Source organism: Klebsiella sp. K5-306 (assembly GCF_051835185.1).
GTDB classification, from domain to species: domain Bacteria; phylum Pseudomonadota; class Gammaproteobacteria; order Enterobacterales; family Enterobacteriaceae; genus Klebsiella; species Klebsiella oxytoca.
Map to the genome: position 1 here is coordinate 13,477 of NZ_JAIFJY010000026.1, position 23,837 is coordinate 37,313.

General features: G+C 55.0%; 27 protein-coding genes. 17 read left to right on the forward strand and 10 right to left on the reverse strand.

The genetic code is table 11. The features are described from left to right. Window positions 1-4: 4 nt before the first annotated feature. The 4 genes from K2184_RS26600 to K2184_RS26615 are packed head-to-tail and all read right to left on the reverse strand — an operon-like array spanning window position 5 to window position 2,415. Window positions 5-754, reverse strand: coding sequence for an SDR family oxidoreductase (locus K2184_RS26600; protein ID WP_004115354.1), 750 nt, complete (start codon window positions 752-754; stop codon window positions 5-7). Then, complete coding sequence (locus K2184_RS26605; protein ID WP_163525793.1) at window positions 754-1,776, reverse strand: aromatic ring-hydroxylating oxygenase subunit alpha; 1,023 nt, start codon at window positions 1,774-1,776, stop codon at window positions 754-756. The genes K2184_RS26600 and K2184_RS26605 overlap by 1 nt, the downstream gene beginning before the upstream one ends. A gap of 10 nt (window positions 1,777-1,786) precedes the next feature. Further along, window positions 1,787-2,095, reverse strand: a complete 309-nt coding sequence (locus K2184_RS26610) for a recombinase-like helix-turn-helix domain-containing protein (protein ID WP_004105685.1) — start codon at window positions 2,093-2,095, stop codon at window positions 1,787-1,789. Continuing rightward, window positions 2,092-2,415, reverse strand: coding sequence for a Rieske (2Fe-2S) protein (locus tag K2184_RS26615; protein ID WP_004105687.1), 324 nt, complete (start codon window positions 2,413-2,415; stop codon window positions 2,092-2,094). Before K2184_RS26615 ends, K2184_RS26610 begins: the two co-directional genes overlap by 4 nt. A 426-nt stretch (window positions 2,416-2,841) precedes the next feature. On the opposite strand from K2184_RS26615, the gene K2184_RS26620 reads away from it, so the two are divergent. After that, a complete protein-coding gene (locus tag K2184_RS26620) occupies window positions 2,842-4,053 on the forward strand; it encodes an MFS transporter (RefSeq protein WP_053064427.1) in 1,212 nt (403 codons plus the stop codon). Window positions 4,054-4,056: 3 nt separating this feature from the next. Here the strand turns inward: K2184_RS26620 and speB are convergent, their stop codons facing one another. The 4 genes from speB to K2184_RS26640 form a co-directional block, all read right to left on the reverse strand. Beyond that, window positions 4,057-4,977, reverse strand: coding sequence for an agmatinase (gene speB, locus K2184_RS26625; protein ID WP_004105690.1), 921 nt, complete (start codon window positions 4,975-4,977; stop codon window positions 4,057-4,059). Between the two features lie 211 nt (window positions 4,978-5,188). Further along, complete coding sequence (gene speA, locus K2184_RS26630) at window positions 5,189-7,165, reverse strand: biosynthetic arginine decarboxylase (RefSeq protein WP_004105692.1); 1,977 nt, start codon at window positions 7,163-7,165, stop codon at window positions 5,189-5,191. Between the two features lie 8 nt (window positions 7,166-7,173). Next, a complete protein-coding gene (gene yqgB / locus K2184_RS26635; RefSeq protein WP_127472328.1) occupies window positions 7,174-7,305 on the reverse strand; it encodes an acid stress response protein YqgB in 132 nt (43 codons plus the stop codon). Window positions 7,306-7,390: 85 nt separating this feature from the next. Next, the gene (locus K2184_RS26640) at window positions 7,391-7,540 is read right to left on the reverse strand and encodes a hypothetical protein (RefSeq protein WP_418268721.1); all 150 of its coding nucleotides are present in this window, start codon (window positions 7,538-7,540) and stop codon (window positions 7,391-7,393) included. Between the two features lie 467 nt (window positions 7,541-8,007). Between K2184_RS26640 and metK the strand changes: the two genes are divergently transcribed. The 8 genes from metK to ruvX all read left to right on the forward strand — a co-directional run bounded on the left by metK (window position 8,008) and on the right by ruvX (window position 15,267). Then, window positions 8,008-9,162 carry a methionine adenosyltransferase gene (gene metK / locus K2184_RS26645; RefSeq protein WP_004115371.1) on the forward strand — a complete coding sequence of 385 codons (1,155 nt, stop codon included), beginning with the start codon at window positions 8,008-8,010 and terminating at the stop codon, window positions 9,160-9,162. Window positions 9,163-9,545: 383 nt separating this feature from the next. Further along, window positions 9,546-10,940: a sugar porter family MFS transporter gene (locus K2184_RS26650; protein WP_004105696.1), complete on the forward strand. Its 1,395-nt coding sequence runs from the start codon at window positions 9,546-9,548 to the stop codon at window positions 10,938-10,940. A 77-nt stretch (window positions 10,941-11,017) separates the two neighbouring features. Further along, window positions 11,018-11,518, forward strand: coding sequence for a SprT family zinc-dependent metalloprotease (locus K2184_RS26655; protein WP_024274713.1), 501 nt, complete (start codon window positions 11,018-11,020; stop codon window positions 11,516-11,518). A gap of 94 nt (window positions 11,519-11,612) precedes the next feature. After that, complete coding sequence (gene endA, locus K2184_RS26660; RefSeq protein WP_004115375.1) at window positions 11,613-12,320, forward strand: deoxyribonuclease I; 708 nt, start codon at window positions 11,613-11,615, stop codon at window positions 12,318-12,320. A 91-nt stretch (window positions 12,321-12,411) separates the two neighbouring features. Then, window positions 12,412-13,143 carry a 16S rRNA (uracil(1498)-N(3))-methyltransferase gene (rsmE, locus tag K2184_RS26665; RefSeq protein WP_004115377.1) on the forward strand — a complete coding sequence of 244 codons (732 nt, stop codon included), beginning with the start codon at window positions 12,412-12,414 and terminating at the stop codon, window positions 13,141-13,143. Window positions 13,144-13,163: 20 nt separating this feature from the next. Then, the gene (gene gshB, locus K2184_RS26670) at window positions 13,164-14,111 is read left to right on the forward strand and encodes a glutathione synthase (protein ID WP_004105704.1); all 948 of its coding nucleotides are present in this window, start codon (window positions 13,164-13,166) and stop codon (window positions 14,109-14,111) included. Between the two features lie 176 nt (window positions 14,112-14,287). Beyond that, entirely contained in the window at window positions 14,288-14,851 is a 564-nt protein-coding gene (locus tag K2184_RS26675) for a YqgE/AlgH family protein (protein WP_004105705.1), read from the forward strand. Then, entirely contained in the window at window positions 14,851-15,267 is a 417-nt protein-coding gene (gene ruvX / locus K2184_RS26680) for a Holliday junction resolvase RuvX (protein ID WP_004105707.1), read from the forward strand. The genes K2184_RS26675 and ruvX overlap by 1 nt, the downstream gene beginning before the upstream one ends. Before the next feature lie 55 nt (window positions 15,268-15,322). Here ruvX and K2184_RS26685 read toward each other — a convergent pair whose 3' ends face one another. Beyond that, window positions 15,323-15,976, reverse strand: coding sequence for a LuxR C-terminal-related transcriptional regulator (locus tag K2184_RS26685; protein ID WP_163525792.1), 654 nt, complete (start codon window positions 15,974-15,976; stop codon window positions 15,323-15,325). 348 nt (window positions 15,977-16,324) lie between these two features. After that, window positions 16,325-17,305 carry a type IV pilus twitching motility protein PilT gene (locus K2184_RS26690; protein WP_163525791.1) on the reverse strand — a complete coding sequence of 327 codons (981 nt, stop codon included), beginning with the start codon at window positions 17,303-17,305 and terminating at the stop codon, window positions 16,325-16,327. 16 nt (window positions 17,306-17,321) lie between these two features. Between K2184_RS26690 and K2184_RS26695 the strand changes: the two genes are divergently transcribed. The 8 genes from K2184_RS26695 (at window position 17,322) to K2184_RS26730 (ending at window position 23,773) form a co-directional block, all read left to right on the forward strand. Continuing rightward, entirely contained in the window at window positions 17,322-18,026 is a 705-nt protein-coding gene (locus K2184_RS26695) for a YggS family pyridoxal phosphate-dependent enzyme (RefSeq protein ID WP_004115386.1), read from the forward strand. Window positions 18,027-18,043: 17 nt separating this feature from the next. Next, a complete protein-coding gene (locus K2184_RS26700) occupies window positions 18,044-18,610 on the forward strand; it encodes a YggT family protein (RefSeq protein ID WP_004105714.1) in 567 nt (188 codons plus the stop codon). Continuing rightward, a complete protein-coding gene (gene yggU, locus K2184_RS26705) occupies window positions 18,607-18,897 on the forward strand; it encodes a DUF167 family protein YggU (RefSeq protein WP_004105716.1) in 291 nt (96 codons plus the stop codon). The genes K2184_RS26700 and yggU overlap by 4 nt, the downstream gene beginning before the upstream one ends. Before the next feature lie 12 nt (window positions 18,898-18,909). Further along, entirely contained in the window at window positions 18,910-19,503 is a 594-nt protein-coding gene (locus tag K2184_RS26710; RefSeq protein WP_004105717.1) for an XTP/dITP diphosphatase, read from the forward strand. Beyond that, the gene (hemW, locus tag K2184_RS26715) at window positions 19,496-20,632 is read left to right on the forward strand and encodes a radical SAM family heme chaperone HemW (RefSeq protein ID WP_004105720.1); all 1,137 of its coding nucleotides are present in this window, start codon (window positions 19,496-19,498) and stop codon (window positions 20,630-20,632) included. Before K2184_RS26710 ends, hemW begins: the two co-directional genes overlap by 8 nt. Before the next feature lie 304 nt (window positions 20,633-20,936). Further along, on the forward strand, window positions 20,937-21,923 hold the full coding sequence (locus tag K2184_RS26720) for a TRAP transporter substrate-binding protein (RefSeq protein WP_004115390.1): 987 nt from the start codon (window positions 20,937-20,939) through the stop codon (window positions 21,921-21,923). A 45-nt stretch (window positions 21,924-21,968) separates the two neighbouring features. Further along, window positions 21,969-22,472: a TRAP transporter small permease gene (locus K2184_RS26725; protein ID WP_064406947.1), complete on the forward strand. Its 504-nt coding sequence runs from the start codon at window positions 21,969-21,971 to the stop codon at window positions 22,470-22,472. Continuing rightward, the gene (locus K2184_RS26730; protein WP_004105725.1) at window positions 22,472-23,773 is read left to right on the forward strand and encodes a TRAP transporter large permease; all 1,302 of its coding nucleotides are present in this window, start codon (window positions 22,472-22,474) and stop codon (window positions 23,771-23,773) included. The genes K2184_RS26725 and K2184_RS26730 overlap by 1 nt, the downstream gene beginning before the upstream one ends. The last annotated feature ends 64 nt before the right edge of the window (window positions 23,774-23,837 follow it).

Below are 23,837 nucleotides of genomic sequence, written 5' to 3' on the forward strand. Positions count from 1 at the left end.
CTTATTAGTTAAAAACAAAACCGCCGTTGACCGGGATCAGCTGGCCGGTGATAAACCGCGACAGCTCGCTGAGCAGCCAGACTACGCTGCCGGTGACGTCTTCCGGCTGCTGAGCGCCGCTGAGCGCGCGACCGTTTTCATACAGCTGATGGCGTTCCGCGGGCACGTATTCCGTCGCCTCAACGCGGGTCAGCCCCGGCGCGATGGCGTTTATGCGGATCCGTTTCTCCCCCAGTTCGCGGGCCATCGAGCGGGTCATCGCGATCACCGCACCTTTACTGGCCACGTAGGCCATCAGCCGCGGCGCTCCCCACAGAGCGGTATCCGAAGCGACATTGACGATCCCGGCCCCTTCACGCAGCAGCGGCACCGCCGCGCGGGTCACCAGCCAGGTGCCTTTGACGTTAACCGTCATCACCCGATCCCACAGATCCGGATCGTAATCGAGCATGTTTTTCCCGCCGACGCCGGTGGCCATCGCCGCATTATTCACTAACCCGTCGATCGCCCCCCGCTCGCCGATAGCGCTGAATACCCGGTCGATCGACTCGCTATCGGCGAGATCGATCTCATGGGATTCAATGCAGTAGCCCTTTTCCTGCAGACGATGAGCGCTTTCCGCCAGTTCGCCCCGCAGAATGTCGCACATCACTACCGCCGCTCCCTGCCCGGCACAGGCTTCGGCAAAGTGGTAGCCCAGGCCGCGCGCCGCGCCGGTGACGACGATACGTTTTCCGTTCAACAGACCGTTCATCAGGCGGCTCCCTGCTGCTCTTCCAGGGCCGCCAACTGCTCTTTTGCCGCTTTCTGCATCATGCGGCGCAGGCGGGAAAGGCCGACGTCGTGCTGATAAAGATATTCGCGATCGCGGGCATTCGGCGCCAGGCTTTCCAGCACCACGCGATCCTGTTCGAGCACTTCCCAGTGCAGTTTTTCCAGGCGGTTGCGGTACATAAATCGCCATAGATCGCGCTGCCAGCCCTGTACGCCGCGGATGCGCCAGAAGAAGACGCGGCAGTTGTCGTTATCTTCCGGCACCACCATGCCGACAATCCAGAAGTGGCCGCCCGGCCCGAAGCGCTTTTTGTACGGAATAGAGAGGCGCATCCAGTAGGCCCCGCTGCTGCCCAGTTCGACCCAGTCGAAGTTAACGCCAACCTGCCCTTTTTTCTCAAAAATAAACCCGGTTTTCGTCGGCTGCAGCACCATGTCGGCTTTACGATCGCCTTCCGCCATCGAGTGCGAGGAGGAGTGAAGATAGGTGCCGTGCATCGGGTCCATCACGTTTTCCAGCGCGTACTGGTAGTTGCATTTCCACGCTGCGGTACACAGGAAGTGGCTAAATTTGTCGCTATTGGCCAGCTCTTCCGGAAAGCTCAGCTCATCAGGCTGCTGGTCGGCGGTGACGCCAAACCACAGGAAAATGGCGCCATGCGCTTCCTGAACGCTGTAGCGGCGAACGCACTGCTGACCCACCAGCGGGCAGCGGTCAACCGCCGGGACGTCTTTCACTTCGCCGTTACCGGCCACTTCCACGCCGTGATACCAGCAGGCAATGCGATCGCCCAGGTTCCAGCCCATCGACAGGCGCGCGCCGCGGTGCGGGCAGCGGTCTTCCAGCGCCTGCACCTGGCCATCTTTATTGCGCCAGACCACAATCTGTTCGCCGAGGCGGGTAATCCCCACCGGCGCCGACTGCACTTCCCAGCTCGCCAGCACCGGATACCACAGGCCGCGTAATCCTTTATCAAGATAGTTCTGTACCGTTGTTGTCATCGCTGTGTCCTCAGTATCCGTTTACCTGCAGAAATGCCTGGAAGCTGCTCTCGCTCCACGGTTCCCCCTGCTGGTCGTGCATTCTGACGCCGTTCAGGCCGTTCACCAGCTCACCGAGGCTTTCTGCGCCCTGTTCAAAGAGCGTCTCGAGGGTGGCGATAAGCTGTAGCTCCCAGCTTTCCGGCACCCGGCTGCGGGTTTGCCAGATCAGATTGGTGTAGTCGCCGGGTTTGTGAATGTTGCCGTTTCCGCCTTCCGCCGGCGGCGTAAACTGACGGCTTTCCGGCAGCGCCGGGTTAAAGTCCAGGGTTTCGCTCATGCCACGTTCTCCTCGATAAAAGAAATCTGGATCTGCTTGTCGTATACCCGCACCGGGTAGCGATGCAGGTTGCGCCCGCCGGGGCCGTGCAGACACTGGCCGGTTTTGACGTCGAATACCGCTTCATGCAGCGGGCACTCCACCTTGCCATCTTCGACAAAGCCCTGGCTCAGCAGCGCATACGCATGGGGACAAACGTCTTCCAGCGCGTAATATTCGCCATCAATCAGATAGATACCGATTTCTTTACCGTCGATACTGCCGCTATAGGGGAAATCTTCCTGTACTTGCTCCGCGTCACACACGCCAATCCAGCTCATCGCATTCCTCCGGGCTTTGTTTCATATATGAAACTCTGTTTCTTATTTAATACGGTCAATATAAAAGCGATGAATCTTTCGTCAAGCAGCAATGTGACTAATTTGTTAATGAATGGCTTTTTAATTAGCTAACTGTGGAATTGATCACGAAAAAAAGCAGCCAGATGAAATGATGATATTTAAAGCGCCCTTTCATTATAAAAAACGCTATCTCTTCAGAAACAAAATGCGCTATTGACTTCTTTTCATGAATATCGTTAAAAATGAACAGGAAGGGAGCTTGCGGTGTTTCACATATGAAACAAAAATAAAATTAAACCTTAATAAACAATGAGTTTCATAGGTGAACCATTTTAGTTAAGTGATTATTTCTGGCGTCAAAAAAAATAATAACCAAAATGTATTAAATTTAAAAAGAGGTAAATCATGGCGGCAAGATGGCAAGGTACTATCGCATTACTTTTGTTAATAATTATTTCTTACGTCGATCGGGTAAATATCTCAGTGATGATTCTGAACCCCGAATTTGCCGCTCACTTTCATTTAAATGAAAACAGAATGTTACAAGGCATGCTGATGACATGCTTTCTTCTTGGTTATGGTTTATCGGCTTTAATATTAACTCCCCTTATAGAAAGTAAGCTCAACTATCGCCAGGGGCTGTTAAGCAGCGTAGCGATATGGGCGCTGGTTTGCGCGGTTTCTCCGCTGCTGGGCTCCCTGCTGGGCATGTTAATCGCGCGCATCGTTCTCGGCGTTGCCGAGGGGCCGCTATTCTCGCTGAAAACCCGCTTTATCAGCGATAGCTTCGCCGCCGATGAGGTCGGTAAACCTAACGCCGTGACCGCTCTCGGCGTTTCGCTCGGGCTGGCGGCTGGCTTTCCGCTGGTCACCTGGCTGATGGCGCACGTCGGCTGGATGGGATCGTTTTACGCCCTGGCGCTGCTCAACCTGCTGCTCGGCGGCGGCTTAGTCTGGCGCTTTTTACCTGCTCCAGTCGTCAATGAACGCCGCGCCAGGCCCGGTATGATTACAACCTCGACCCTCGCCTGGCGCACGCCGCTGCTGGGCTGGATCCTGCTGGTGGAGATCGCCACCCTCAGCTATCTATGGGGCAGCAGCGCCTGGCTGCCGGCCTGGCTGCGCGACGAGCATCACTTCTCGCTACAGGCTACCGGCCTGCTGGCGGCGGTTCCGTTTCTGCTGAGCCTGGGTTCAAAATTTCTCGGAGGGGTACTTCTCGATAAAATGCGCCCGGAGCAGGCGCCGGTGCTGTTTATTATCGGCGGCCTGCTGACCGCTCTGTCGGTACTGGCGCTGATGCTCAGCCACCAGCAGGCGATGCTGGCGCTGTTTATGCTGGCGGCGAACGTTTTCTGGGGGCTGCAGGGCGCGGCGATCCCGGCGGTCGTGCAGCATCATGCGCCGCGCGAAGCGGTAGGCAGCGCCTATGGCATTATTAATGGCATCGGTAATATCTGCGCGGCGTTTATCCCGCTGCTGATGGGAATGGTTATGAAATCGGCGGGATCGGTAAGCTCAGGATTCTCGGTGCTGGTAGTATCGCAGCTGATAACGCTTTGCGCCGGAGGCATGCTGCTGCTGCGCATGCGTCGCGCAGCAGCAGTCAGCGTCTGAGGCTTATTCGCCTTTTTTCGCCGCCTGAATGTAGAGCATTTCCAGCGCCAGCGTCGCCGCCGCCAGGGCGGTGATTTCGGACTGGTCATAGGCCGGAGCGACTTCCACCACGTCCATACCGACGATGTTCAGATCCTTGAGGCCGCGCACCAGCTTGATCGCGCGATCGGAGGTCAGTCCGCCGATCACCGGTGTACCGGTGCCCGGCGCAAATGCCGGATCCAGGCAGTCGATATCAAAGGTCAGGTATACCGGCATATCGCCGACGATCTGTTTCACCTGAGCGATCACGTCGTCGACGCTGCGGTCGTTAACCTGACCCGCATCCAGCACGGTAAACCCGTTGTCCTTATCAAACTCGGTGCGAATGCCGATCTGCACTGAATGGTGCGGGTCGATCAGGCCTTCGTTCGGCGCGGTATAGAACATGGTGCCGTGGTCAAATTCGCAGCCGTTGGCGTAGGTATCGGTGTGGGCATCGAAATGCACCAGCGCCATTTTGCCGAAGTGCTTAGCATGAGCACGCAGCAGCGGTAGCGTCACAAAGTGGTCGCCGCCGAATGAAAGCATGCGCTTACCTGCCGCCAGCAGTTTTTCCGCGTGCGCCTGCAGCTTTTCACTCATTTCACGCGCATCGCCGAAAGCGTAAACCAGATCGCCGCAGTCCACGACGTTCAGCCGCTCGCGCATATCAAAGTTCCACGGGAAACGGTTATGCTCCCACGCAAGATTAGTCGACACCTGACGGATCGCCGCCGGGCCATGACGCCCGCCCGCGCGTCCGGAGGTCGCCATATCAAACGGTACGCCGGTGATGACCCAGTCCGCATCGCTGTCGTACGGCATAAAATTCATCGGTAGACGCAGAAAGCCAAATGCGTTGGATACCAGGGAGTTATCGTATTGATGACCTAAGGTGCTCATGGGTATGACCTCTTTTACAGTCGTTGTATTGAAATACAAATATAAAAAAACCCCTCCGCGTCGTTAGGCCCGACGAGGAAGGGTTTGAATAAGTTTGCTGCTTAATTGGGCGAATTATCGCCGCAAATGTCTACGTGTTCAAGTGAGTCTGGCGAATGGCGTAATGAGCCTTCCCCTCTCTCTTCCCTCTCCGCTACGGAGAGGACGTATATCACTCGTCTTCCAGATAAGTGTAGCCGTATAAACCCGCTTCGAACTCTTCAAGGAACTGCTGCTGCAGGTCAGCGTCGAGATCGGTCTTTTTCACCTGATCGCGGAACTGCGTCAGCAGCGTGTTCGGATCCAGCTGGACGTACTGCAGCATATCCGCGACGGTGTCTCCCTCATCCGACAGTTCCACTTCGACGCTGCCGTCAGGGAAGACAAACACGTCTACGGCTTCCGTATCGCCGAACAGGTTGTGCATATTGCCCAGAATCTCCTGGTAGGCGCCTACCATGAAGAAGCCCAGCATCGGCGGATTTTCCGGATCGTATTCCGGCATCGGCATGGTGGTCGCAATGCCATCGCCATCGACGTAGTGGTCAATTGCGCCGTCGGAGTCGCAGGTGATATCCAGCAGCACCGCGCGGCGTTCCGGTACCTTGTTCAACCCTTCCAGCGGCATCACCGGGAATAGCTGATCGATACCCCATGCATCCGGCATCGACTGGAACAGAGAGAAGTTGACGTAAATCTTATCCGCCATACGCTCCTGCAGCTCATCGATTATCGGGCGATGCGCGCGGTTGCTGGGATCGAGCTGTTTCTGCACTTCATGGCACATATTCAGATACAGTTGCTCGGCCCAGGCGCGTTCCTGAAGATTAAAGGTGCCGGAGGAGTAGCCGATATGAATATCGTGCAGATCCATCTGGCTATCGTGCAGCCATTCGCGCAGCGAGCGGCGGTTGCCGGTTTCCTGCATCTCCAGCCAGGTTTCCCACATGCTTTGCAGCGGACGCGCGGCATCTTCCGCGGGCGGGGTCGCCTCGGTATATTCGTTACGCTCAACGCCGATGATGTTGGATACCAGTACGGTGTGGTGCGCGGTGACCGCACGGCCGGATTCGGTAATCACCGTCGGATGCGGCAGACCGTTCTCTTCACAGGCATCGCCAATTGCCCAGATAATGTTGTTGGCGTATTCGTTCAGGCCATAGTTCACCGAGCAGTCGGACTGCGAACGGGTCCCTTCATAGTCAACGCCGAGACCGCCGCCAACGTCGAAGCACTGAATATTCACGCCCAGCTTATGCAGCTCGACGTAGAAACGCGCCGATTCACGCACGCCGGTGGCGATATCGCGAATATTGGCCATCTGCGAGCCAAGGTGGAAGTGCAGCAGCTGCAGGCTGTCGAGATGCCCTGCAGCGCGCAGAATTTCAACCAGCTGCAGAACCTGGGTCGCCGCGAGGCCGAATTTGGATTTTTCGCCGCCGGAGGACTGCCACTTGCCAGAGCCCTGCGAAGCCAGACGCGCACGCACGCCAAGACGCGGCACCACGTTCAGCCGCTCGGCTTCTTCCAGCACGATGGCGATTTCCGACATTTTCTCAATGACCAGATAGACCTTATGGCCCATCTTTTCACCCACCAGCGCCAGGCGGATATATTCACGGTCTTTATAACCGTTACAAACAATCACGCTGCGGGTCATGCCGGCGTGCGCCAGTACCGCCATCAGCTCGGCCTTCGAGCCGGCTTCCAGACCCAGCGGTTCGCCGGAGTGGATCAGCGATTCAATCACGCGGCGATGCTGGTTAACCTTGATGGGATAAACCAGAAAGTAGTCACCGTTATAGCCATAAGACTCACGCGCCCGTTTAAAGGCGGCGTTAATTGAACGCAGGCGGTGCTGCAAAATCTGCGGGAAGCAGAACAGTGCAGGCAGGCGCTGCCCCTGAGCTTCACGCGCTTTCACCAGCTCGGCAAGGTCAACGCGCGCTTCCGGAACGTCAGGATCCGGGCAGACGCTGATATGGCCCAGTTCGTTAACGTCGTAGTAGTTATTACCCCACCAGGCAATATTGTAAGTACGTAGCATCTTGCTGGCTTCCTGGGAGCTCATCGCAACCTCCTGCATGGAACGTAGTACACCGTGATCGCCTGCTGACGAAGGCGAAGATAAAGACATGTCGTCAGACATAGCGAACCTCAAATTTTAGTAACAAGTGTAAAACAGTTGACTACTATCGCAATCCGAAGAAGCGATAACAACCCATAAACAGTCCGAAATCCCAGTAGATAGTGCTGGACTTGCGGCTGAGCGACCGGTTTCTTATTCATATCATCGTAAAACACGTACCCGAACGGAGTATGACAGTCCGGAGAAACCACGAGAAAACCCTTGCTATCGCAAGAGCGCCCTTGTTCAGTTTTCCTGTAGCCTGCCGGCCCTGGAATCCTGAGAAGCGCCGAGATGGGTAGAACATCGGCTGGTTTGCATGAGAGAGATGCGGATTGAGGAATAGTGACGCGCGACGGAACGACGCGACGAGTCAGGCGAAAAACGTGGGTTCATTATCTGGTATCACCTCCACACTGCCCCGGTACGGGCCAGCGACAAGCCAAAGCTATAGGTTCCGGACAGCCAGCAAAAACGCCGCTGCGGGACTCTGTCAATACAGACTGCTTAACCCGGCTGGAAGTGGCGTCACGAGGTGAGTGCTCGTGCGCTGTTTTAATGAGCCGCGCGCGGCGTTTTATACCGATAAGCGGGGTAAAAAGCAAAATAAAAATATGCGCGTTGCCGGGCATTGTCAGGAAAAATTGCCACCGCCCTTTTTCTATAAATGCGACGAATATCAAAAAAGGCTGGAAATGGGGTCAAGAACTGCCCTAAAATAGCCGTCCAGAAGTTAATCCATCTATACTGATTAACACTCAGACTGCTCGTGTCACTACCTGCAAGCTTTGGTAGAGTCATCCGTCAAAGCCATTCTACACAACAGTATGAGCTACCCGAATCGTCCACAGGTGAAATAAAACATGGCAAAACACCTCTTTACGTCAGAGTCCGTATCCGAAGGGCATCCCGACAAAATTGCTGACCAAATCTCCGACGCCGTGCTGGATGCGATCCTTGAACAGGATCCAAAAGCGCGCGTAGCATGTGAAACCTACGTCAAAACCGGCATGGTTCTGGTGGGTGGCGAAATCACTACCAGCGCCTGGGTTGATATCGAAGAGATCACCCGCAATACGGTCCGTGAAATTGGCTACGTGCATTCCGATATGGGCTTTGACGCCAACTCCTGCGCGGTGCTGAGCGCTATCGGTAAACAGTCTCCGGACATCAACCAGGGCGTTGACCGCGCCGATCCGCTGGAGCAGGGCGCGGGCGACCAGGGCCTGATGTTTGGCTATGCGACTAACGAAACCGATGTGCTGATGCCTGCGCCGATCACCTACGCTCACCGTCTGGTGCAGCGTCAGGCTGAAGTACGCAAAAACGGCACCCTGCCGTGGTTGCGCCCGGACGCAAAAAGCCAGGTGACGTTCCAGTACGACGACGGCAAAGTTGTCGGTATTGATGCGGTCGTTCTCTCCACACAGCACGCCGAAAGCATCGATCAGAAATCGCTGCAGGAAGCGGTAATGGAAGAGATCATCAAACCGGTGCTGCCGACCGAGTGGCTGAACAGCGCGACCAAATTCTTTATCAACCCAACCGGCCGTTTTGTTATCGGCGGCCCGATGGGCGACTGCGGCCTGACCGGGCGTAAAATCATCGTTGATACCTACGGCGGCATGGCTCGCCACGGCGGCGGCGCGTTCTCCGGTAAAGATCCGTCTAAAGTCGACCGTTCTGCGGCCTACGCGGCGCGCTATGTGGCGAAAAACATTGTTGCCGCCGGTCTGGCCGATCGTTGCGAAATTCAGGTTTCCTACGCCATCGGCGTCGCAGAGCCGACCTCGATTATGGTTGAAACCTTCGGTACCGAAAAAGTACCGTCCGAGCAGCTGACGCTACTGGTTCGTGAGTTCTTCGACCTGCGTCCGTATGGCCTGATCCAGATGCTTGACCTGCTGCACCCGATCTACAAAGAGACGGCGGCTTACGGTCACTTTGGTCGCGAACATTTCCCTTGGGAAAAAACCGACAAAGCAGCTCAGCTGCGCGAAGCGGCCGGCCTGAAATAAGCCCCTGCTCTTCTCGCTCTTAAGGCCAGCCTCGCGCTGGCCTTTTTATTTTCAACCGTATAACCGCAGCCTCTGCATCCAGCCCTTTGCAAAGCTTCCTATGGAAGCGATTACATCCCATGTGCAACATCCTTTTCCCCGACGTGCGCGAAAAATGTAATAACCCTTGGCTTTGTTACACAATATTTCAGCAAACTCTGATTAGCGCTTTAAATTTCTTGAGCTAAACTTTATTAAAATGCTGATTTAAATAAATTAAATGTGATTACTTTTCTTTACGATAGTGTAACCGATTACACCAGCGTGATTATTATCACATTTTTTTACTACGCATTTACCTACCCTATGCCTCGACAGAATCAATAACTCAACCGGAGGGCGTTATGCCTGACAACAAAAAACAAGGGCGTTCAAACAAGACGATGACGTTCTTTGTCTGCTTCCTCGCCGCACTGGCAGGCCTGCTATTTGGCCTGGATATTGGTGTTATTGCGGGTGCCTTACCCTTTATTGCCAACGAGTTCCAGATAAGCGCTCATACGCAGGAATGGGTAGTAAGCTCCATGATGTTCGGCGCCGCGGTCGGCGCGGTCGGCAGCGGCTGGCTCTCCTTCAAACTCGGGCGTAAAAAAAGCCTGATGATTGGCGCCATCCTGTTCGTTGCCGGTTCCCTGTTCTCCGCCGCCGCCCCGAATGTGGAAGTCCTGCTCATTTCCCGCGTGCTGCTCGGCCTCGCCGTTGGCGTCGCTTCCTACACGGCCCCGCTATATTTGTCGGAAATTGCGCCGGAAAAAATTCGCGGCAGCATGATTTCGATGTACCAGCTGATGATCACCATTGGTATTCTCGGGGCGTATCTTTCGGATACCGCTTTCAGCTACAGCGGCGCCTGGCGCTGGATGCTCGGGGTGATCATTATCCCGGCGGTGCTGCTGCTGATTGGTGTAGTTTTCCTGCCGGACAGCCCGCGCTGGTTTGCCGCTAAGCGCCGCTTTGTCGATGCCGAACGCGTTCTGCTGCGCCTGCGCGACACCAGCGCTGAAGCGAAACGCGAGCTGGATGAGATCCGCGAAAGCCTGAAGGTAAAACAGTCCGGCTGGTCGCTGTTCAAAGAAAACAGCAACTTCCGCCGCGCGGTATTCCTCGGCGTCCTGCTGCAGGTGATGCAACAGTTCACCGGTATGAACGTCATCATGTACTACGCGCCGAAGATTTTTGAACTGGCGGGCTATGCCAACACCACCGAACAGATGTGGGGGACCGTCATCGTCGGTCTGACCAACGTTCTGGCGACCTTTATCGCCATCGGACTGGTTGACCGCTGGGGCCGTAAACCGACGCTGATCCTCGGCTTTATCGTCATGGCACTCGGCATGGGCGTGCTGGGCAGCATGATGCATATCGGCATCCACTCCGCCACGGCGCAGTACTTTGCCGTCCTGATGCTGCTGATGTTCATCGTGGGTTTTGCGATGAGCGCCGGCCCGCTGATTTGGGTGCTGTGCTCCGAAATCCAGCCGCTGAAAGGGCGTGATTTCGGTATCACCTGCTCAACGGCGACCAACTGGATTGCCAACATGATCGTCGGCGCGACCTTCCTGACGATGCTGAACTCGCTGGGCAGCGCCAACACCTTCTGGGTCTATGGCGGCCTTAACATCCTGTTCATCTTCCTGACTCTGTGGTTGATCCCGGAAACCAAAAACGTTTCGCTGGAACATATTGAACGTAATCTGATGAAAGGCCGTAAACTGCGCGAAATCGGCGCGCGCGACTAGTACGATACACGCTTCCTCCCCTCCGGGAGGAAGCTTCTTCTTGCTCTCCTCATCCCGCCGCACTATCCTCTGGCGCTATGAAAACACCCCGAATTCCCATTGCCCTTCAACAGGCCGTTATGCGCAGCCTGCGGGAGAATCTTGCCAAAGCGAACCTCAAGCTGGGACGACATTACCCTGAACCGGTGCTGGTTTATCAGCAGCGGGGAACCTCCGCCGGTACCGCCTGGCTGGAGAAAAACGAAATTCGCCTTAACCCGGTGCTGCTGCTGGAAAACCAGCAGGCTTTTATCGACGAAGTCGTGCCGCACGAGCTGGCCCATCTGCTGGTATGGAAACACTTTGGCCGCGTGGCGCCGCACGGAAAAGAGTGGAAATGGATGATGGAGAGCGTACTGGGCGTACCGGCGCTGCGTACTCATCGTTTCGAACTCGATTCTGTCCGTAAAAATACCTTCCCCTACCGCTGCCAGTGTCAGCAGCATCAGCTTACCGTTCGCCGCCACAATCGCGTGATGCGCGGTGAGGCCACCTATCGCTGCGTGCGCTGCGGCGACGTGCTGGTGGCGGAAAAGTAATCTCCGGAAATAACTGGAAATTTTCTGATCTGACTGATTGCATCAGGCAATCACATTCGTTACGTTGCGGGCTCGTTTTGACACGGAGTTAACGATGTCCCGTATTTATATTTTTGCTGCCGCGTTTCTTAGCGCGGCGGCGTGTGCCCCGCTTGCTGCGGAGGGAATCAACAGTTTTTCTCAGGCCAAAGCCGCTGGCGTCAAGGTCAACGCCGACGTCCCCGGCGATTTCTACTGCGGCTGTAAAATCAACTGGCAGGGGAAAAAGGGCGTTATCGATCTGGAATCATGCGGCTATAAAGTGCGTAAAAATGAGAACCGCGCCAGCCGGGTAGAGTGGGAACACGTGGTTCCGGCCTGGCAGTTTGGTCACCAGCTTCAATGCTGGCAGGACGGCGGGCGGAAAAACTGCGCCAAAGATCCGGTCTATCGCAAGATGGAAAGCGACATGCATAACCTGCAGCCGGCGGTTGGCGAGGTCAACGGCGATCGCGCCAACTTTATGTACAGCCAGTGGAACGGTGGCGAAGGCCAGTACGGCCAGTGCGCGATGAAGGTTGATTTTAAAGATAAAGTTGCCGAGCCGCCGGCTCGCGCCCGGGGCGCGATTGCCCGCACCTACTTCTATATGCGCGACCGCTACCAGCTCAATCTTTCCCGCCAGCAAACCCAGCTGTTTACCGCCTGGAATAAGCTGTACCCGGTAACACGCTGGGAATGCGAACGCGACGCGCGTATTGCAAAAGTTCAGGGCAACCATAATCCTTACGTCCTGCAGGCTTGCCAGGCGCAAAAGAGCTAACCTACACTAGCGGCAATTGTTAATTTGCAGCTTCACGCTTCCCTCTTTAATTAGGGAAGACAATATCTGCGCGAAGAACGGAATATCAAGCATGCGCATCCCTCGCATCCATCACCCGGAACGCATCACCACGGGTAGCCAGATAGCCCTCTCCGACGACGCGGCCAACCATGTCGGTCGCGTTTTACGGATGGGTAAAGGCCAGGCAATCGAGCTTTTTGACGGCAGCAATCAGGTCTTCGAGGCGGTCATTGTCGAGGCAGGTAAGAAACATGTGCTGGTTGAAGTACAGAGCGGCAAAATCGATAACCGCGAATCCCCTCTGCATATCCATTTAGGCCAGGTGATGTCACGCGGCGAAAAAATGGAATTCACCATCCAGAAATCGATCGAACTTGGCGTAAGCCTCATAACGCCACTGTTTTCCGAACGCTGTGGCGTTAAACTGGACGCCGAACGTTTGCACAAGAAGATTCAGCAGTGGCAGAAAATCGCCATTGCCGCCTGCGAGCAAAGCGGCCGCAACGTGGTGCCGGAGATCCGCCCGGCAATGCAGCTCGAAGCCTGGTGCGCGGAGCAGGACGAGGGCCTGAAGCTCAATTTACACCCTCGCGCCAGCGCCAGCATCAATACGCTGCCGCTGCCGGTCGAACGTATCCGACTGCTGATCGGTCCGGAAGGCGGGCTTTCGGCAGAAGAGATAGCGATGACCGCTCGCTACCAGTTTACTGATATCCTGTTGGGACCGCGCGTTCTGCGTACAGAGACAACTGCGCTCACTGCCATTACCGCCCTGCAGGTGCGTTTTGGCGACTTAGGTTGAAGCGTTAACGGAGAAGAACAATGATTAAGCTCGGCATCGTGATGGACCCCATCGCAACCATCAACATCAAGAAAGACACCAGCTTCGCTATGTTGCTGGAAGGGCAGCGTCGCGGCTATGAACTCCACTATATGGAGATGAACGATCTGTACTTAATCAACGGTGAAGCCCGCGCCCGTACGCGCAAGCTGAGCGTCGAGCAGAACTACGACAAATGGTACGAGTTCAACGGCGAGCAGGATCTGCCTCTGGCGGACCTGGACGTCATTCTGATGCGTAAAGATCCGCCGTTTGATACCGAGTTTATCTATGCGACCTACATCCTCGAACGCGCCGAAGAGAAAGGCACGCTTATCGTCAATAAGCCGCAGAGCCTGCGCGACTGTAACGAAAAGCTGTTTACCGCCTGGTTCTCCGAGCTGACGCCGGAAACGCTGGTCACCCGCAATAAAGCTCAGCTGAAAGCCTTCTGGGAAAAGCACGGCGATGTCATCCTCAAGCCGCTGGACGGCATGGGCGGTACCTCCATTTTCCGCGTGAAAGAGGGTGACCCTAACCTCGGCGTGATTACCGAGACCCTGACCGAGCTGGGCAGCCGCTACTGCATGGCGCAGAACTATCTGCCGGCCATTAAAGACGGCGATAAGCGCGTACTGGTCGTGGACGGCGAGCCGGTTCCTTACTGCCTGGCCCGTATTCCGCAGGGTGGCGAAACTCGCGGCAACCTCGCCGCCGGCGGCCGTGGCGAAGCGCGCCCCCTGACCGAAAGCGACTGGGCTATCGCCCGCCGCGTAGGCCCGACGCTGAAGGCCAAAGGCTTAATCTTCGTCGGCCTGGATATCATCGGCGATCGCCTGACGGAAATTAACGTCACCAGCCCAACCTGCGTACGTGAAATCGAAGCCGCCTTCCCGATTTCCATCACCGGGATGCTGATGGACGCCATCGAAAAGCGCCTCAATAAATAACGCGCTCATTCAGGCTATGGGCCAACGCCTGTAGCCTGAAGCTCGCTTCAGTGATTCACTTTCAGGCTCAGACAGGCAATGGCCGTGACGCCTGCAAGATAAAGTGAATCGACACTCTCTTGCTTTACCCGCATACTGGGTGCTGCTTTTTTGAACCAGGAACAGAACCTCTGACAATGAATTTACAGCATCACTTTCTGATTGCCATGCCTGCTCTCCAGGACCCGATGTTCCGTCGCTCCGTAGTCTATATCTGCGAGTATAACGATGACGGCGCCATGGGCATCATCATCAATAAGCCGATGGAAAATCTGCAGGTTGAAGGAATCCTGGAGAAGTTAAAAATCACGCCTGAGCCGCGCAATCCCGAGATCCGCCTGGATAAACCGGTGATGGTTGGCGGCCCGCTGGCCGAGGACCGGGGTTTTATACTGCACTCGCCGCCCTCTGACTTTTCTTCCAGCATTCGTATTTCCGATAATACGGTGATCACCACCTCCCGCGACGTGCTCGAAACGCTGGGCACGGATAAACAGCCGGACAACGTGCTGGTTGCGCTGGGCTATGCCTCCTGGGAGAAAGGTCAGCTGGAGCAAGAGATACTGGATAACGCCTGGCTCACCGCACCGGCGGATCGGAACATTTTGTTCAATACGCCAATAGCCGACCGCTGGCGCGAGGCTGCGAAGCTGATCGGCATCGATATCGTCACCATGCCGGCCGCAGCGGGGCATGCCTGATGAGCGGAACGTTTTTAGGCTTTGATTTTGGTACCAAAAGCATCGGCGTCGCCGTAGGGCAGCGCATCACCGGCACTGCCCGCCCCCTGCCCGCATTGAAGGCGCAGGACGGCAAACCTGACTGGAATATTATCGAGAAGCTGCTCAAAGAGTGGCAGCCCGAAAAGGTGGTTGTCGGCCTGCCGCTGAATATGGACGGTACGGAGCAACCTCTGACCGCGCGCGCGCGCAACTTCGCGAATAAAATCCATGGCCGTTTCGGCGTGCAGATAATCCTGCACGATGAGCGTCTGAGCACGGTGGAAGCCAGAGCCGGGTTATTTGAACACGGTGGATTCCGTGCGCTCAATAAAGGCAGCATTGATTCAGCGTCCGCTGTCATTATTCTGGAAAGCTACTTCGAGCAGGGTTTCTGATCCTGAATGCTGGCGCCACATCGCAGCGACAGGCGCCATCATCCTGATTCAGTTTTTAGTGACGCAGATGCTCATTCGCCCAGCTGACCGCCTGGGTTCGGTTCTTCACGCTTAGCTTACGGAACACGTTGTACAGATGGGTACGCACCGTGTTTTCGCTGATAAACAGCGCGCGAGCAATATCCATATTGGTCGCCCCGCAGCGAAGTTCATTAAGGATTTCACATTCGCGCTCGGTCAGCGGCGAACTTTCCACAGGCGCCGATTGATGATCCGCTGCGTACATAGCCGGGTGCATTACGCTCAATTCAGCCGTCTGTTCGCCGTTAAGCACAGCTTTAACGCCCTCAATTAAGCGCAATTCATCATCGTCGTGACGGAAAACGCCATAAAGCGCTGGCCACTGTGCCATTTCGTAGAGCTCATACTTTTGTGCGCTGTTGATAATCAATAAACGGGGGTTATCTACCTGCAGGCGAATAATATCACGCCACACGCTATTCAACTTTTTATTTGAAACCGCAATATCAAATAATATTACAGAATCTTTCATAAGTCGTTGCGCGAGGGGTTTGTTAATATTTTGCAGGATCACTGTAGCAGATAACCTGTCAGCCAGCCAGGTTGCAAATGCCTTGCTTTGAATTGAGGGGTGAGTAATAAAGGTAACCTGATGAGAAAGAACTGAATCCTCAGAAAAATTAATCACTTAAAACTCTCCTTAGTTGATACCCGCCTTCATAGCGGTTAAATGAATTAACAAGAATACTATCGCCGGTGTATTTATAAATAAAAACCAAATTTACACTTTGAAACAATATTCCATGGGAATTTTCCTATCCCTGTAAACAGCATAAATCGAATACCTTGAGAGAGTCAAAAGATTATCAAACTTTTTTCCTGGTTATGGGAGGTTTATGTCAATTCGTTTTTCATAGCCTACATTATTCGGCTTAATTCCATATGGTTCTTTGTAATATAAAATAATAATACCGAACATTAATAAAACATTATCATAACAAGCCATTGGTAAGATGTCTGAATATAAAAAATGCAGCTATAAAAGACCCGCTGCCGTACGTTGCTGAAAGCTTTGCGTAAATGTTTGCATGCCAGATTGCTGCCCGGTTTGCATCACGCCGGGCAGCTGATGCGTTTTTCCCTCCCGGATCAAATTCGCCACTGCTGGGGTATTAACTAAAAGCTCGTATAGCGCAACTCTGCCGCCTGCAGCATCCGGAAACAATTTTTGTGCCAGTACCGCGCACAAACTTCCCGCCAGCTGGCTGCGAACCTGCTCTTTCTCCTGGGCGGGAAAAACATCCACCAGCCTTTCAACCGCCTGCGCCGCGCCGCGCGTATGCAGCGTCGCCATAACCAGATGTCCGGTCTCCGCCGCCGTAAGTGCCAGGCGGATAGTTTCGCTATCGCGCAGTTCCCCTAACAGAATGACGTCCGGATCCTGGCGCAGCGCAGCGCGTAACGCCGCGGCAAAGGAGGGGCAGTGGCGGCCGATTTCCCGCTGCTGGATCAGGCAACGCTCGCTGTGGTGAATAAATTCGACCGGATCTTCCAGCGTCAGGATATGACCATTGAGGCGCTGATTAAGATAGCCCACCATCGCCGCCAGGGTAGTTGATTTCCCGCTGCCGGTGGCGCCCGTGACGAGGATAAGCCCGCTCTCCTCATTGAGCAGCTCGCTTAAGGCGGCTGGTACACCGAGCGCCTCCAGCTGCGGGCAGGTTTCCGCCAGCAAACGCAGCGCCAGCGACAGGCCGCGGCTGTGGGCAAATGCGCTGGCGCGAAGGCGTGGCCCGCCAGCCGGCGCTAAAGCGAAATCGACCTGCCCGCTGGCCTGCCACTGCGCGAGCTGCTCGGCGTTGAGCCAGTCATGGAGTATTTTGCTGATATCAGGGGAGGTAAAAGGCGCAGGCTCCAGCGTTCCCTGGCGACGCCAGCGCGGCGCTGAAGCATTGCACAGGTGTAGATCGGAGACGTTATGCTTTACACTAAGGGCCACTATTTCTTCCAGTTCCATAACTCATCCTCGGTATATGAACGATATTGCGCATAACCTGGCACAGGTCCGGGACAAAATCTCAGCCGCTGCCGCACGCTGCGGCCGTGCTCCAGAAGAAGTTACGCTGCTTGCAGTCAGTAAAACGAAACCTGCGAGCGCTATCGAAGAAGCGATGGCCGCAGGCCAGGTCGCGTTTGGCGAAAACTATGTTCAGGAAGGGGTGGAAAAAATCCGCTACTTTCAGGAGACCGGGGCAAGCGGGCTGCAGTGGCACTTTATTGGTCCGCTGCAGTCCAACAAAAGCCGCCTCGTGGCCGAACATTTTGACTGGTGTCATACCGTCGATCGACTCAAAATCGCCGCTCGCCTCAGTGAACAGCGCCCTGCCCACCTGCCGCCGCTCAACGTGCTGATTCAAATCAACATTAGCGATGAGCAGAGCAAGTCGGGTATTCCGCCTGCAGAGCTGGACGCGCTGGCGGCAGAGATCGCTAAATTGCCGAATCTGCAGCTGCGCGGTTTAATGGCCATCCCCGCGCCTGAGTCAGAATATGTAAGGCAGTTTGCCGTCGCCCAACAAATGGCGGTAGCATTTGCGCGGCTAAAAACGCACTACCCTACCGTCGATACGTTGTCGCTGGGAATGTCGGATGATATGGAAGCCGCCATCGCGGCGGGAAGCACTATGGTGCGCATCGGAACCGCAATTTTCGGCGCGCGCGACTACAGCAAAAAATAAGGAATCTGAGGAACGCCATGAAGACGTTGACTTTCCTGCTCTCAACGGTCATTGAGCTTTATACAATGGTCGTGTTGTTACGCGTCTGGATGCAGTGGGCGCGCTGCGACTTTTATAACCCGTTTTCGCAGTTCGTGGTCAAGGCTACGCAGCCTGTCGTTGGGCCGCTGCGCCGCATTATCCCGGCGATGGGGCCGCTCGACAGCGCCTCCCTGCTGGTCGCCTTTATTCTCTGCGTCGTGAAAGCTATCGTCCTGTTTATGGTCGTCACCTTCCAGCCGATTATCTGGATCTCCGCGCTGCTGATCCTTATCAAAACCGTCGGCTCGCTGATCTTCTGGGTTCTTCTGTTAATGGCGATCATGAGCTGGGTAAGCCAGGGCCGTAGCCCGGTGGAATATGTTCTGATGCAGCTGGCAGACCCGCTGCTGCGCCCTATCCGCAGGCTGCTGCCCTCAATGGGCGGAATTGATTTCTCGCCGATGGTGCTGGTTCTGCTGCTGTACGTGATCAATATGGGTATCGCCGAACTGTTGCAGGCTACCGGTAACGTTCTGCTTCCGGGGCTGTGGATGGCGCTATGAGTGCTGTCCAGGCCTGCGCTGACGGTCTGGTCTTAAGGCTGTATATTCAGCCTAAGGCCAGCCGCGACAGCATCGTTGGTTTACATGGCGACGAGCTCAAAGTCGCCATTACCGCGCCACCCGTTGACGGCCAGGCCAACGCCCATCTGGTAAAATTTCTTGCCAAACAGTTTCGCGTAGCAAAAAGCCAGGTGCTTATTGAGAAGGGCGAACTGGGTCGCCACAAACAGATAAAAATCATTCATCCGCAGCAGATCCCCGACGGGGTCGCTGCGCTGACAGAATAGACAGGATCTCTTATGCAAAAAGTTGTTCTCGCCACCGGCAATCCCGGTAAAGTGCGCGAGCTGGCCTCGCTGCTGGCAGATTTTGGCCTCGATATCGTGGCGCAAACCGAACTGGGCGTGGATTCCGCAGAGGAAACCGGCCTCACGTTTATCGAAAACGCCATTCTTAAAGCGCGCCACGCCGCGCAGATTACCGGCCTTCCGGCTATCGCCGATGACTCAGGTCTGGCCGTCGATGCGTTAGGCGGCGCGCCTGGCATCTATTCTGCCCGCTATTCCGGTGAAGATGCGACCGACCAGCGCAATCTGGAAAAACTGCTCGACGCGCTACGCGACGTGCCGGACGATAAGCGCCAGGCGCAGTTCCACTGCGTGCTGGTCTATCTGCGCCATGCGGAAGATCCCACGCCGCTGGTGTGCCACGGCAGTTGGCCAGGCATCATCGCTCGCCAGGCCGCCGGCAGCGGCGGCTTTGGTTACGATCCGATTTTCTTTGTTCCGACGGAAGGTAAAACCGCAGCGGAGCTGAGCCGTGAAGAGAAGAGCGCCATTTCCCACCGCGGACGAGCGCTGAAACTGTTACTGGAAGCCTTACGTAATGGCTAATTTGCCGCCCCTGAGCCTCTACATTCACATCCCGTGGTGCGTGCAGAAATGCCCGTACTGCGATTTCAACTCGCATGCGTTGAAGGGCGAAGTGCCGCATGATGACTATGTCCAGCATCTGCTGAACGATCTGCGCGCCGACGCCCACTATGCGCAGGGACGTGAAATCGGGACGATTTTTATTGGCGGCGGTACGCCGAGCCTGCTCTCCGGCCCGGCGATGCAAACCCTACTCGATGGCGTACGCGCGGCTCTTCCGCTGGCGGCCGGAGCCGAAATCACGATGGAAGCCAACCCCGGCACCGTGGAAGCGGATCGCTTCGTGGAGTATCAGCGCGCCGGCATTAATCGCATATCCATCGGCGTACAGAGCTTTAGCGAGCAAAAGCTGCAGCGTCTGGGGCGCATTCATGGGCCACAGGAAGCCAAACGCGCGGCAAACCTGGCAAGCGGTCTGGGACTGCGCAGCTTTAACCTCGATTTAATGCATGGTCTGCCGGACCAGTCTCTGGAAGAGGCGCTGGACGACCTGCGCCAGGCGATTGCGCTCAATCCGCCGCATCTCTCCTGGTATCAGTTGACCATTGAACCAAATACCCTGTTTGGTTCGCGACCGCCGGTCCTGCCTGACGACGATGCGCTGTGGGATATTTATGAGCAGGGGCATAGCCTGCTTAGCGCCGCGGGCTACCGGCAATATGAAACTTCCGCCTATGCAAAACCGGGATATCAGTGCCAGCATAATCTGAACTACTGGCGCTTTGGCGACTACTTGGGCATTGGCTGCGGCGCGCACGGTAAAGTGACGTTTGCGGACGGACGCATTCTGCGGACGGCGAAAACCCGCCACCCGCGCGGCTATATGGAAGGCCGTTACCTGGAGCGCCAGCATGATGTTGAGAACGCAGATAAACCGTTTGAGTTCTTTATGAACCGTTTCCGCCTGCTCGAAGCGGCGCCACGGGATGAATTCAGCCGCTTTACCGGCCTCGACGAGCGGACGATCCGCCCGCAAATCGATGCCGCTATTGCCCAGGGCTACCTGACGGAAGATGAAGGCTGCTGGCAGATTACCGAGCACGGCAAGCTATTTTTGAACTCCCTTCTCGAATTATTCCTCAGCGAATAAACCTCTCCCTGATTATCCCGTTATATAAATAGCGGGATAATTAATTATTCGTTTTTCCCGAAATATTAATATCGTAATTCCCGAAGAATCTCAGTTCAGCATTCTTAATAAAAATTAATTCACATTCATTTATAGAAAATAAATATAACCTAACGCACAAAAATACGCATTTCATCGTCTCATTGGGAAAAAGTGTGAGTCAGACAGCTTAAAGGTGTACGACAACCAGGATAATATGTCATACAGAAACAAAGAATGACTCTTTAGATATTGACCAATTAACCTAAGTGCATGGAGCCGACTCATGAAAAAACTCTCGTTTTCTCGTTCTCTGGTGTGTGTTTCTTTGCTTGCCCTGCTCTCAGCGGGCGCCAGCGCAGCTGAAAAAGTTACGTTAAAACTGGCACATAACCTTGAACGCAGCCACGTTGTTCATCAGGCGTTTGAGCAGATGGCGAAAGAGGTTAACCAACTTTCCAACGGCAATATGAAAATTCGCATTTACCCGAGTAGCCAGATGGGCAGCGCGCGTGAAACGATGGAGTTATTACAAAACGGCGCACTGGATATGACGAAAGGTTCCGCCAGCGACCTGGAGTCATTTGATAACGTCTACGCGATATATAATTTACCGTTCCTGTTCAAGGATCAGAATCACTTCAATAAAGTCGTCTTCGGTGAAGTGGGTAAAGAAATAATGGAGTCCACGAAAGATAAAGGATTCTTTGCCCTTTCCGCTTATGTTGCCGGGACCCGAAGTTTTTATGCTAAAAAACCCATTACTAAACCGGAAGATTTAAAAGGGCTGAAAATCCGCGTCCAGGCCAGTCCGACCACGTTGAAAATGATCGAATTAATGGGCGGTTCGCCAACGCCAATTTCGTTTGGTGAAGTCTATACCGCGATGCAGCAGGGCGTAGTGGACGGCGCGGAAAATAACGTACCTTCCTGGGTGCAAACGCGCCATATCGAAATCGCTAAGGTTTTCTCAGAAGATGAACATGCCTCCATCCCGGATTTCCTCGTTATCTCCAGCAAAACCTGGGACAAGCTGACGCCGGAGCAGCAGCAAATCCTGAACGAGGCGGCGAAAGCCTCAGAGGCCTATCAGCAAAAACTGTGGGACAAAATTGACGCCGACACCCGCGCGCAGGCCAAAGCCATGGGCGGCGAAATTATCAAAGTTGATAAAGCACCGTTCCGCGCCGCCGTTCAACCGCTCTTTGATGACTTCAAAAAAGATCCGAAGCAGGCGGCTCTGCTGGCCAAATTTGAAGCTGCTGCTGAATAACACTTAGCGGGCCAGCCGCTGGCCCCTTTCACCGGGAACTCAAAGATGATACTTAACCGCATAAAGCTGGCGGTGGACCGCACGATCGCCGCATTCTCCGTCGCCGTTATGATTGCGCTGGTGATCTGCGTCGTCTGGCAGGTATTTAGCCGCTACGTGCTAAACCAGCCAAGCACCCTGACCGACGAACTGGCGCGCTTTTTAATGATTTGGGTCGGGCTGCTGGGTGCGGCATATACCGTCGGCGCCCAGCGTCATCTGGCTATCGATTTACTGGCGATGACGCTCCCTCCTCGCAGGCAGGCGCTTCTCAGCGTCATTATTAATCTGCTGATCTTTATTTTTGCTGGTTCAGTAATTGTGACCGGCGGCGTGAAGCTGATTGAGAAAACGCTATCGACGTCCCAGGTCTCAGCGGCGATGCAAATCCCCATGGGCTACGTGTATCTGATCCTGCCGCTAACCGGGATCATTATGATGTTCTACGCGTTGTGTTTTATCAGCACCGGACTGAAAAACATGAAGCACTCTGCAGCGGGGGCAAATTGATGGACAGCTATATCGCACTGATGCTATTTGGCTCTTTCTTTATTCTGGTTTTTATTGGCGTACCTATCTCCTTCTCCATTGGCATCGCTACCGTCGGTTCGATGCTGCTGATGTTCCCCTGGGATATCGCAGTGATTACCGTTTCTCAGCGCCTGGCAAACGGCCTCGATAACTTCGCGCTGCTGGCGATTCCATTCTTTATCTTTGCCGGAACCCTGATGAACAGCGGCGGGATTGCCATACGTTTAATCAATCTGGCCCAGGTGATGGTCGGACGCGTGCCGGGCTCTCTGGGCCACGTCAACGTGCTGGCCAATATGATGTTCGGCTCGATTTCAGGCTCAGCGGTCGCCGCCGCCGCCGCGGTCGGCGGCACGCTCAACCCCATACAGACGCAGAAAGGCTACGATCCGGCCTTCTCTACGGCGGTGAACGTCTCATCCTGCATCACGGGTCTGCTTATTCCGCCGTCAAACGTACTGATCGTCTTTTCCCTGACCGCAGGCGGCGTCTCGGTGGCCTCGCTGTTTATGGCCGGCTATTTGCCGGGCATCCTGATGGGCCTGGCTATTATGGTGGTCTGTGCCGTCATTGCTAAACGTCGCGGCTATCCGGTTTCCGAGCGTCCGACCTGCGCCCAGGCGGCAAAAGCGTTTTTCGATGCTCTGCCCAGCCTGCTGCTGGTCATCATTGTGATGGGCGGGATCCTTGGCGGCATTTTTACCGCGACGGAAGCCTCTGCCATCGCCGTGGTCTACACCTTTATCCTGTCGGTACTGATATATCGGGAAGTGAAGTGGCGCGATTTGCCGAAGCTGATACTGGAATCGGTAGTCATGACCTCTATTGTGCTGCTGCTGATTGGCTTTTCCGTGGGCATGTCGTGGGCGATGACCAACGCCGACATTCCCTACATGATAAGCGACGCGCTAATGGGCGTTTCTGAAAACCCGGTGGTGATTCTGCTGCTGATAAATATCGTGCTGTTAATCGTCGGGATCTTTATGGATATGACCCCGGCGGTGCTGATTTTCACGCCGATATTCCTGCCAATCGCGCAGGACCTGGGGATGGATCCGGTGCACTTCGGTATTATGATGGTCGCCAATCTGTGTATCGGGCTGCTCACCCCACCGGTTGGCAGCGCACTGTTCGTTGGCTGTTCTATTTCTGGCGTCAAAATTCAGCAGTTGATCAAACCGCTGCTGCCGTTCTACGCCGCCCTGCTGATCGCGCTGATGATGATTGTCTATATCCCGCAGATTTCGCTGTTTATTCCGCAGCTGCTAGGGCTGATGTAGCGTTATTGCCCTGGAAAGGAGGGGACGCATTCCTGAGGAAGAATGGGCGTTAGACCTTGAGCTA

What these genes read in the sequence shown, in the direction of transcription:
- hemW (WP_004105720.1), top strand. Translation starts at nt 19,496, where the DNA reads ATGGCTAATTTGCCGCCCCTGAGCCTCTACATTCACATCCCGTGGTGC.
- K2184_RS26615 (WP_004105687.1), bottom strand. Translation starts at nt 2,415, where the DNA reads ATGAGCTGGATTGGCGTGTGTGACGCGGAGCAAGTACAGGAAGATTTC.
- K2184_RS26725 (WP_064406947.1), top strand. Translation starts at nt 21,969, where the DNA reads ATGATACTTAACCGCATAAAGCTGGCGGTGGACCGCACGATCGCCGCA.
- speA (WP_004105692.1), bottom strand. Translation starts at nt 7,165, where the DNA reads ATGTCTGACGACATGTCTTTATCTTCGCCTTCGTCAGCAGGCGATCAC.
- K2184_RS26605 (WP_163525793.1), bottom strand. Translation starts at nt 1,776, where the DNA reads ATGACAACAACGGTACAGAACTATCTTGATAAAGGATTACGCGGCCTG.
- K2184_RS26690 (WP_163525791.1), bottom strand. Translation starts at nt 17,305, where the DNA reads ATGGAACTGGAAGAAATAGTGGCCCTTAGTGTAAAGCATAACGTCTCC.
- yggU (WP_004105716.1), top strand. Translation starts at nt 18,607, where the DNA reads ATGAGTGCTGTCCAGGCCTGCGCTGACGGTCTGGTCTTAAGGCTGTAT.
- K2184_RS26640 (WP_418268721.1), bottom strand. Translation starts at nt 7,540, where the DNA reads ATGAACCCACGTTTTTCGCCTGACTCGTCGCGTCGTTCCGTCGCGCGT.
- K2184_RS26695 (WP_004115386.1), top strand. Translation starts at nt 17,322, where the DNA reads ATGAACGATATTGCGCATAACCTGGCACAGGTCCGGGACAAAATCTCA.
- rsmE (WP_004115377.1), top strand. Translation starts at nt 12,412, where the DNA reads ATGCGCATCCCTCGCATCCATCACCCGGAACGCATCACCACGGGTAGC.
- speB (WP_004105690.1), bottom strand. Translation starts at nt 4,977, where the DNA reads ATGAGCACCTTAGGTCATCAATACGATAACTCCCTGGTATCCAACGCA.
- K2184_RS26655 (WP_024274713.1), top strand. Translation starts at nt 11,018, where the DNA reads ATGAAAACACCCCGAATTCCCATTGCCCTTCAACAGGCCGTTATGCGC.
- K2184_RS26650 (WP_004105696.1), top strand. Translation starts at nt 9,546, where the DNA reads ATGCCTGACAACAAAAAACAAGGGCGTTCAAACAAGACGATGACGTTC.
- metK (WP_004115371.1), top strand. Translation starts at nt 8,008, where the DNA reads ATGGCAAAACACCTCTTTACGTCAGAGTCCGTATCCGAAGGGCATCCC.
- K2184_RS26720 (WP_004115390.1), top strand. Translation starts at nt 20,937, where the DNA reads ATGAAAAAACTCTCGTTTTCTCGTTCTCTGGTGTGTGTTTCTTTGCTT.
- K2184_RS26675 (WP_004105705.1), top strand. Translation starts at nt 14,288, where the DNA reads ATGAATTTACAGCATCACTTTCTGATTGCCATGCCTGCTCTCCAGGAC.
- endA (WP_004115375.1), top strand. Translation starts at nt 11,613, where the DNA reads ATGTCCCGTATTTATATTTTTGCTGCCGCGTTTCTTAGCGCGGCGGCG.
- K2184_RS26710 (WP_004105717.1), top strand. Translation starts at nt 18,910, where the DNA reads ATGCAAAAAGTTGTTCTCGCCACCGGCAATCCCGGTAAAGTGCGCGAG.
- K2184_RS26600 (WP_004115354.1), bottom strand. Translation starts at nt 754, where the DNA reads ATGAACGGTCTGTTGAACGGAAAACGTATCGTCGTCACCGGCGCGGCG.
- ruvX (WP_004105707.1), top strand. Translation starts at nt 14,851, where the DNA reads ATGAGCGGAACGTTTTTAGGCTTTGATTTTGGTACCAAAAGCATCGGC.
- yqgB (WP_127472328.1), bottom strand. Translation starts at nt 7,305, where the DNA reads ATGAATAAGAAACCGGTCGCTCAGCCGCAAGTCCAGCACTATCTACTG.
- K2184_RS26610 (WP_004105685.1), bottom strand. Translation starts at nt 2,095, where the DNA reads ATGAGCGAAACCCTGGACTTTAACCCGGCGCTGCCGGAAAGCCGTCAG.
- K2184_RS26730 (WP_004105725.1), top strand. Translation starts at nt 22,472, where the DNA reads ATGGACAGCTATATCGCACTGATGCTATTTGGCTCTTTCTTTATTCTG.
- K2184_RS26620 (WP_053064427.1), top strand. Translation starts at nt 2,842, where the DNA reads ATGGCGGCAAGATGGCAAGGTACTATCGCATTACTTTTGTTAATAATT.
- K2184_RS26700 (WP_004105714.1), top strand. Translation starts at nt 18,044, where the DNA reads ATGAAGACGTTGACTTTCCTGCTCTCAACGGTCATTGAGCTTTATACA.
- gshB (WP_004105704.1), top strand. Translation starts at nt 13,164, where the DNA reads ATGATTAAGCTCGGCATCGTGATGGACCCCATCGCAACCATCAACATC.